The organism is Microcystis flos-aquae FACHB-1344, from assembly GCF_014698375.1.
Classification (GTDB): Bacteria; Cyanobacteriota; Cyanobacteriia; order Cyanobacteriales; family Microcystaceae; genus Microcystis; species Microcystis aeruginosa.
Genome location: NZ_JACJSW010000228.1, coordinates 1 through 7,386 on the forward strand (window position 1 = coordinate 1; position 7,386 = coordinate 7,386).

The window sequence follows — 7,386 nt, forward strand, 5'->3', positions numbered from 1 at the left end:
GGAACCTTTTACTGTGGTTCAAATTGATGCCCATGGCGATATGCGTTTTGAGTACGAAGGCTCCCACCATAACCACGCCTGTGTGATGCGTCGGGTGTTAGAAATGGGTTTACCGACCTTACCCGTGGGAATTCGGGCTATTTGTCGAGAAGAAGCGGAATTAATCGCTAAACAGCAGATTCCCGTGATTTGGGATCGAGATATCGCCGGTGATCCGAATTGGATCGAAAAAGCGATCGCCAAAATTACCACCGAGAAAGTATTTTTAACCATAGACGTGGATGGTATAGATCCGGCTTTAATTCCGGGGGTGGGAACCCCGGAACCGGGGGGGTTAAGTTGGCATCAAACCCTAGGCTTTCTCCGTCGTCTTTTCCAAACTCATCAGGTGATTGGCTGCGATGTGATGGAATTGGCCCCGATTAGTGATTCGGTGGTCTCAGAATTTACCACTGCCAAGTTAATTTATAAGTTAATTGGCTATCAATTTATTGCCTAGGGGCTTGCCTAATTAGAAGCAATCGTGTTATAATAACAATTCGTGCGGACGTATAGCTCAGTTGGTTAGAGTACATCGTTGACATCGATGGGGTCACTGGTTCGAATCCAGTTACGTCCATAAATTATCTGCCCTAGTCCCGGTCATAACCTTCATCTCTAATGATAGGATGAACGATCGAAGCTCTCCAGACAAACCCTATGACTAGCTTACTGCGCGACTTTTGGTATGTGGCCACACCGGCAAATAAACTTAAACCCGGTCAGCTAATGGCCAAAAAAATGCTAGGTGAACCGATTGTTGTCGGGAGGAGAGAGGATGGAGAAGTGTTCGCATTGCGGGATATTTGCCCCCATCGTGGCATTCCGCTGCACCATGGCTGGATTGAAGGGGATGGGGTGTACTGTTGCTATCATGGCTGGAAATTTAACACTAGCGATGGCGTTTGTTCTGAGATCCCCTCATTAACGGAACACGATCGCCTTGATATTAGCAGAATTTGTGTCACCAGTTATCCCTGTCGTGAAATACAAGGTCATATCTGGGTGTTTATTCCAGCAGACTCAAAAAGAGAAATTAATCGAGAAAATCTGCCCCCTGTGCCGACTATTGCCGATTTTGGCAAACTTACCCCCAAAATAGCCGAAACTATCACTTTTGACTGCAATATTGACCATGCAGTGGTGGGATTGATGGATCCGGCCCACGGTCCCTACGTTCATACTTCTTGGTGGTGGCGCAGCGGTCCGCGCCAATTTCGGGTCAAGGAAAAACAATACGAACCTGTTCCCCTCGGTTTTCGTCTTGCCCCCTATGATATGCCTGTAAGTGCGAAACCTTATAAAATTTTGGGTAATAAAGTATCGATTGAAATTGTTTTTGAATTGCCCTCGGTGCGTACAGAAATACTACGAGGCGACCGCCATTTAGCCTGTGCTTTTACGGCAATTACTCCCATCGATGAAAATCACTGCGAAGTCCATCAAAGTTTATACTATACGATCCCTTGGTTGGCATTTTTAACCCCTCTTTTGCGTTATTTAACTCGACAATTCCTCAAACAGGATCGCGATGTGGTGATTAAACAACAGGAGGGACTTAGTTATCATCCAGCTTTGATGTTAATTGATGATGCCGATACCCAGGCCAAATGGTATTATCGCCTCAAGCAAGAATACGAAAAATCTCAAGCAGAAAAACGGTATTTTGTCAACCCCATTAAAGCACAAATTTTACGGTGGCGCAGTTAGAATTTGATCATTTTATGACTGGACTTCCCCTTTGACAAAAGGTGATAACCTCTGCTTTAGGAGGGATTAAGAGAATTTCTGATGTCCTCTTACTGGGTACAAATCAGGGAAACCTTTCATAAATCTAAGGCTTTCTCTAAGTCTAATCATTGTCCTAAACTAGGCCTACAAGTCTCGCCATTAAATCCTCTTGCTGTGGCTAATTTTGATAATATCATCGGGTAATTTTGAGAGGTTGCCAAGGGTTCTTTTTTTTGACTTGATCTCCTTTTTAGCAAATATGATCCATCCCTGTCTATTAAGAAATATTACAATAAACATGGGTACGTTAAGAAAAGTTAACGGGTTTATCCATTGTAGTGACGAAAAAATTAACGGATTGACCGCAGGGATTGCCTATCAGCAATTCACAAACCGGGGGATTTTAATCGCTTTGGTTGTCGCTATTTTAGGAGGTGCGGCTAAACTTTTTGTTTTTTTCCCTCCCATTAATCTTTTGATAAAATTCCTTGTAAAAAAGCGGTAGTTTTTAAATCAATCCCTGTAATTGCCGTGCCAACAACTACCGAATATGCACCAACTTCGAGGGCTTTTTTTGCTTCTGTTGGAGTCGATATTCCTCCTTCACAGATAACAGGAACTGATAACTTATTAACTAATTCTTCTAGGAAAGAAAAACTCGGCGGTGGTAGATTTTTAGTTGCTTCTGTGTAACCGTAAAGAGTTGTACCGACAATATCAGCACCGGCTGCCACGGCATAAATAGCACTTTCGATCGAGTCTATATCTGCCATGACTAATTTACCAGTTTCCTGATGAATACGATCGATAATTGTGGCTAAATTTTCATCATTAGGACGCTTTCTTGGGGTAGCATCCAAGGCAATGATATCGGCACCCGCATCGGCAATAGCGAGAGCATCTTGATATTTGGGAGTAATATATACCGAACAATCGCGATAATTGCGTTTCCAGAGCCCAATTATCGGTATATCCGGCAATTGTTGACGGGTGGCTTTCAGATGAGCGGGACTATCAATTCTGACCCCACAAGCACCCCTATCCACGCAAGCATGAGCCATGGCGGCAATAATTACAGGATCGTGCAGAGATGACTCCACTGGTGCTTGACAGGAGACGATTAAACCTGATTTTAAGGTTTCTATTCTCATAAATTGAGGAGCGGGGATTTCAGTTATCAGTGAGCAGTAATCAGTAATCAGTGAAAAGAGAGCCAAACTTGTCAATAGACATCTCCAAGAATTATAACCCAATCACAGCTTACTTTTCTCTTGTGTACTAATTAGGGTGTGCTGAAAAAGTTTGTTGGTGGGGTTAAGGAGTCAGGAGTCTCCGAGTCAGGAGTCACTATTCAGGAGTTTCAGGCTTTGTTGCCCTCTCTTTTCGTACCAATTTATGTACTACAAGAAGGATAATGCCAGGTTTTTGAGAGTCCCAATCCGATTTTCGCAGCATGAACATCGGATTTTAACAGGTCAAAAGCCTTATTTTAAAAGGGTTTTACCATTATTCAGCAAACCCTAATTAAGTAGTTCGACAATTGAGATATACATCTTTCGTTGCTAATTCAATTTTATTGAAAAAATATGGAGTAATTAAACCATTTCTATTTGCATAAATCTCTTAAGCAGAAAAACTTTTAGCCTTGGAATAATATTAGGTCTATGTCTAATGGGCATCGTTCACTTAAAACTCAAATCTGATAACTGATAACTGATTTTGGACTTAGATTACTTAGGGCTGGCTGAATAAATGTGAAATATAGACTAGGTAAGGGTCTTAGGGTCTTTTTTCGCTCCCACAGGTGCAAGATTTTGAGAGAATCATGTTTCAAAACCTTACATCTTCATCGGCCCGCGTCCTGTACGGGCGAAGCATTCGGGCATAACCTATCGCTGAAACCCTAGATTTCCTATCCGAATGCTTCGCCCCTACTTTTTGCCGCAAACCTTACTTATAAGCAGCAATACACTGTTCAACTAAAGCGGTTACTGCGTCCACATCTTTCCAACCGAGAATTTCTGTGACTTTTTTCTCTAGATTCTTATAGGTTTTGAAAAACTCGGCGATTTCCTGCAAGCGATGGGGAGAGACATCTTTGAGGGATTTTACCTCAGCATAACGAGGATCTTTAGCGGGAACACAGAGAATTTTTTCATCGCGATCACCACCATCGATCATTTCTAACATACCAATGGGACGCGCCGTAATCACACAGCCGGGGAAAGTAGGCTGATCCATGATCACCATACCATCTAAAGGATCGCCATCATCGGCGAGGGTATTGGGAACAAAACCATAATCACAGGGATATTGTACCGAAGAATAGAGAACGCGATCGAGAGCAAAGGCGTTTAAATCCTTATCAAACTCGTATTTATTCTTACTGCCGGCGGTAATTTCCACTAAAACGTTAATTAAACCTGGTTTCGGTTGGGCAGGAATGCGCGATAAATCCACAAGCTTTCTCCAAATACAAGACAATAGCGCCTTTAGAGTCACCTAAAAGCGCAAGCAAAATTAAAACACACTTTGATTAACTCCGATCCAAATTTTACCCATAAGGGGGATCGGGACGAAGAAAAAAATTTTTATTTTGGCAATCGTCTATCTCAATTCTGTCACCTCATTTGCCTCGTTAGGGAGTAGGATGTGTTACCGGTAAGGGGTTCTTCGGTATAGTTAGGCGTGGAGTTATATCCAATCGCTAACAAGGGTAACGTTAGGGTCAGAATTGCGATCATGGTTCCGAGTAAATTGGCCCACCTATGACTAGGAGGTTCGGAAGTCTTCCCTGACGGGTTGCTTGATTCCATAAAGGGGTCGTGTTGAACTCGACAAGTAAAGAATACGAGAGATATATAGAGCAGTCAGCCATCGGCTTTTAGCTTTTAGCAAATTACTGCTATTTTTTGCCTTTGAGCTTGGTTAACGTCTCGTTAAAAAGCGAAACATTAACGGCAATACTCTCCCTACTAATTATATTTTACCCATTTTTTTCCAGGAGTTCCCTCTGATACTTTTCTTGACGATCTCTCCAGATCATGGTCTGTTGGTGTTTGTCCATGTCATACTAAATCAGTTTTTAATAACTGGATTTAGTATCAATCCACAAAAAAAATGTCTGAAAGGCTTAAACCTTAAGCGATCCAAACATTTTTTCATTGCAATCGGAGGGTGATATTGACTTTATGTCTTAACTTCGAGCTTACGATAGAAAGCTGGCTGTTAATGTAGCCTATTTAACCAAAATATCGATTTTTTGCTTATTTATCGGGATAGACATTGACCTTTTCTTAAAATTATCCGAGTTTAGAGATAATTGGTTAGCTAATCTCCCAATAAGCCAGGCCCCAGAGACCAGCAAGGCATCCGTCAGGGACGGCGATCAGGGCAAGTGGAGTTAATCTACCAATATGGATATCATAACTCGATCGAGGGAGAAAAGCCAAGAACCTGCGAGAAAATTGCCGATTTATCCCGGCCAATATTACTGCTCACATCGCCCTAGATCATGCCGTCAGTCATTCTTCAGCGAGAAACCACCTCGCTAGAGGATTCTGATTCTAGGGGGAGAGAGGGTTTAATTATCCCGTGTTTTGTCTCCTCTGGTGTCACTTGACGGATAACCTCCAAAGCTTCCTTGATCATTACTGCCATGGGAACCGCGACAATCACCCCCAGTAAACCGCCCACTCGCGCCCCCGTCAAGACCGAGACCAACACCCAAAAGGGATTTAACCCAGTGACACTGCCCAAAATCCGGGGAGCAATGCCATTTTCGACAATTTGCTGCACCACTACAGCTACGGCTAAAACTTGCAGAGCTAAACCAATATCGCGCAAAGCTAGTAAAGCTGTCACCGTGACAATGCCGACAGTTCCCCCAAAAGGGATTAAGGCCATGGTGCCAATCAACAGACCGAATAGGAGACCAAAAGGGACTTTAATCGATAAAAATGCCGTGACTAATCCCAGGGCCATGCAGGTGGCGCAAATCACCTGTCCGACAAAGTAATTCTGAAAACTTAAGCGTAGGGTTAGGGAAAAGGGTTGTTGGACGGGTTTGGGCAACCATTGGATAATACTCCTCCAGATATCGGGACTGTGGAGAAGTAGATAAAAGGTGAGGATAATGGTTAGCAGCACATCAAGCACCCGCACCACGGTAAAAACCGTGAGATTAAGGGCTAAATTAACGCTTCTTCCCGCTAAAATTTGCAATTCTGCCCCTAAACGACTGTTAAACTGAGCGATAACACCATCGAAACTGATCGGAATCGGCAGATTCATCGTGTCGATTTTGGTATCTAGTTGCATCAGTTGGCGCTGTCCCGAGTCTAACCATTCTGGCAATCTGTTGACAAATTGCTGTGCTTGGGTGAAGACTAAGGGAACTAGGGTTATTCCCACGGCCACAAAAATTAAAATCGTGATCAGGGAAACCACGATTGCAGCTAAACCCCGTTTTAATCCCTGACGTTCCAACCAAGTCACCGGATAACCCAAGAGAAAAGATAGAACGGCCGCTATCAGTAAAATAACAAATAAAGATTCAAAATAGCCAAAAATTGCCGATAATGCCCAGACATTCAGGACGACAAGTGGTGCAGCTAGAGCAATCACCAGTAAGCGAGATAAGGAATTCAGGGATTGCCACCACGTCTGAACCCAATTGCGTTTCGGGGGAACGACTTTAACTTCCACCATGAAGCCTCTTAAAAGGGTTGTTTCAATACTTGTATTCTGACAGATCGAAGCCGAACCCGCTAACTCAACCGGGGGGAAGTGGGGTGATGGGGTGTGAGATGCTGACAGGTGTAGGTTTACTACAACAACCTTATGGGTGTAACGGGGGCATCCTGCCGACATTTAAGGTGAACGCATCCGTTAGGCTGTAGATCTAGTCACTCCATACTTGACGAGACAATGCACTTGCATTACCATCAAGATCTAGTTTTTATAGACAGGCTTAGAGGTCGCTATGGCTGCAACGATGGCCCCATGCCCAGAATCCACTCTTACCGATCGCTATCAGACTACAATTCCCGATTCTGTTCGCAAAGCCCTTGGCTTGAATAAGCGTGATAAAATCTGCTACAACATACAGCCTAACGGCAAAGTATGGATTTCCAAGGCTGACGGAGCAGAAGAAAATGATCCGGTGCTTGGGAAATTTCTGAATTTTCTTGCACAAGATATGGAACAGAACCCTCAACACATACAGGCAATTAGTTCTAACCTAGTCAGTCATGTTCAATCTTTGGTCTGTGGGGTTGATCTGGATCTTGATGCACCACTTGTGGATGAGGACGAATAAGGTTGTCTATAGATCAGCCCCTAATAATTAATGGATGGAACATATTTGCTCATCGAAAATTTGGGTCTGAAACCCCGCCGTTTTACGGCGGCTTTGCTGTTAAATATGAGCATCGTTTACGAAATATATGCTAAAATATGAGACATGGAAAAAGCCTATTCTTACCGATTTTACCCGACACCAGAACAAGAGTCGCTATTGCGGCGCACTTTGGGCTGTGTAAGATTAGTTTACAATAAAGCTCTCCATCTCAGAACACAAGCTTGGTATGAAAGACAAGAAAGAGTAGGATATGT

General features: G+C 43.3%; 9 protein-coding genes and 1 tRNA gene. 6 read left to right on the forward strand and 4 right to left on the reverse strand.

Annotated features, from left to right (window positions below):
• The 4 genes from speB to H6G48_RS24620 all read left to right on the forward strand — a co-directional run.
• On the forward strand, positions 1-499 hold a 499-nt coding region (gene speB / locus H6G48_RS24605), incomplete at its 5' end, for an agmatinase (protein ID WP_190723721.1).
• 46 nt (positions 500-545) lie between these two features.
• Positions 546-619: transfer RNA gene (locus H6G48_RS24610), tRNA-Val, on the forward strand.
• 80 nt (positions 620-699) lie between these two features.
• Positions 700-1,749 carry an aromatic ring-hydroxylating oxygenase subunit alpha gene (locus H6G48_RS24615; protein WP_190723722.1) on the forward strand — a complete coding sequence of 350 codons (1,050 nt, stop codon included), beginning with the start codon at positions 700-702 and terminating at the stop codon, positions 1,747-1,749.
• An 81-nt stretch (positions 1,750-1,830) separates the two neighbouring features.
• Positions 1,831-1,974 (forward strand): RING finger protein, encoded by a 144-nt coding sequence (locus H6G48_RS24620; protein WP_190723723.1) that lies wholly within the window; start codon positions 1,831-1,833, stop codon positions 1,972-1,974.
• Between the two features lie 263 nt (positions 1,975-2,237).
• On the opposite strand, the gene H6G48_RS24625 is transcribed toward H6G48_RS24620, so the two are convergent.
• The 4 genes from H6G48_RS24625 to H6G48_RS24635 form a co-directional block, all read right to left on the reverse strand.
• On the reverse strand, positions 2,238-2,921 hold the full coding sequence (locus tag H6G48_RS24625) for an N-acetylmannosamine-6-phosphate 2-epimerase (protein WP_190723724.1): 684 nt from the start codon (positions 2,919-2,921) through the stop codon (positions 2,238-2,240).
• A 799-nt stretch (positions 2,922-3,720) separates the two neighbouring features.
• Positions 3,721-4,230 (reverse strand): inorganic diphosphatase, encoded by a 510-nt coding sequence (locus tag H6G48_RS24630; protein WP_004162542.1) that lies wholly within the window; start codon positions 4,228-4,230, stop codon positions 3,721-3,723.
• 161 nt (positions 4,231-4,391) lie between these two features.
• Positions 4,392-4,586, reverse strand: coding sequence for a TLTLP motif-containing protein (locus tag H6G48_RS27660; protein WP_012267246.1), 195 nt, complete (start codon positions 4,584-4,586; stop codon positions 4,392-4,394).
• Positions 4,587-5,301: 715 nt separating this feature from the next.
• Positions 5,302-6,480, reverse strand: a complete 1,179-nt coding sequence (locus tag H6G48_RS24635) for an AI-2E family transporter (RefSeq protein ID WP_190359395.1) — start codon at positions 6,478-6,480, stop codon at positions 5,302-5,304.
• Between the two features lie 274 nt (positions 6,481-6,754).
• On the opposite strand from H6G48_RS24635, the gene H6G48_RS24640 reads away from it, so the two are divergent.
• Positions 6,755-7,090, forward strand: coding sequence for a type II toxin-antitoxin system PrlF family antitoxin (locus tag H6G48_RS24640; protein ID WP_190723725.1), 336 nt, complete (start codon positions 6,755-6,757; stop codon positions 7,088-7,090).
• Between the two features lie 144 nt (positions 7,091-7,234).
• Positions 7,235-7,386 (forward strand): helix-turn-helix domain-containing protein (locus H6G48_RS24645; RefSeq protein WP_190723726.1); only part of this gene is annotated, 152 nt, incomplete at its 3' end.

What these genes read in the sequence shown, in the direction of transcription:
- H6G48_RS24615 (WP_190723722.1), top strand. Translation starts at nt 700, where the DNA reads ATGACTAGCTTACTGCGCGACTTTTGGTATGTGGCCACACCGGCAAAT.
- H6G48_RS24620 (WP_190723723.1), top strand. Translation starts at nt 1,831, where the DNA reads ATGTCCTCTTACTGGGTACAAATCAGGGAAACCTTTCATAAATCTAAG.
- H6G48_RS24625 (WP_190723724.1), bottom strand. Translation starts at nt 2,921, where the DNA reads ATGAGAATAGAAACCTTAAAATCAGGTTTAATCGTCTCCTGTCAAGCA.
- H6G48_RS27660 (WP_012267246.1), bottom strand. Translation starts at nt 4,586, where the DNA reads ATGGAATCAAGCAACCCGTCAGGGAAGACTTCCGAACCTCCTAGTCAT.
- H6G48_RS24635 (WP_190359395.1), bottom strand. Translation starts at nt 6,480, where the DNA reads ATGGTGGAAGTTAAAGTCGTTCCCCCGAAACGCAATTGGGTTCAGACG.
- H6G48_RS24640 (WP_190723725.1), top strand. Translation starts at nt 6,755, where the DNA reads ATGGCTGCAACGATGGCCCCATGCCCAGAATCCACTCTTACCGATCGC.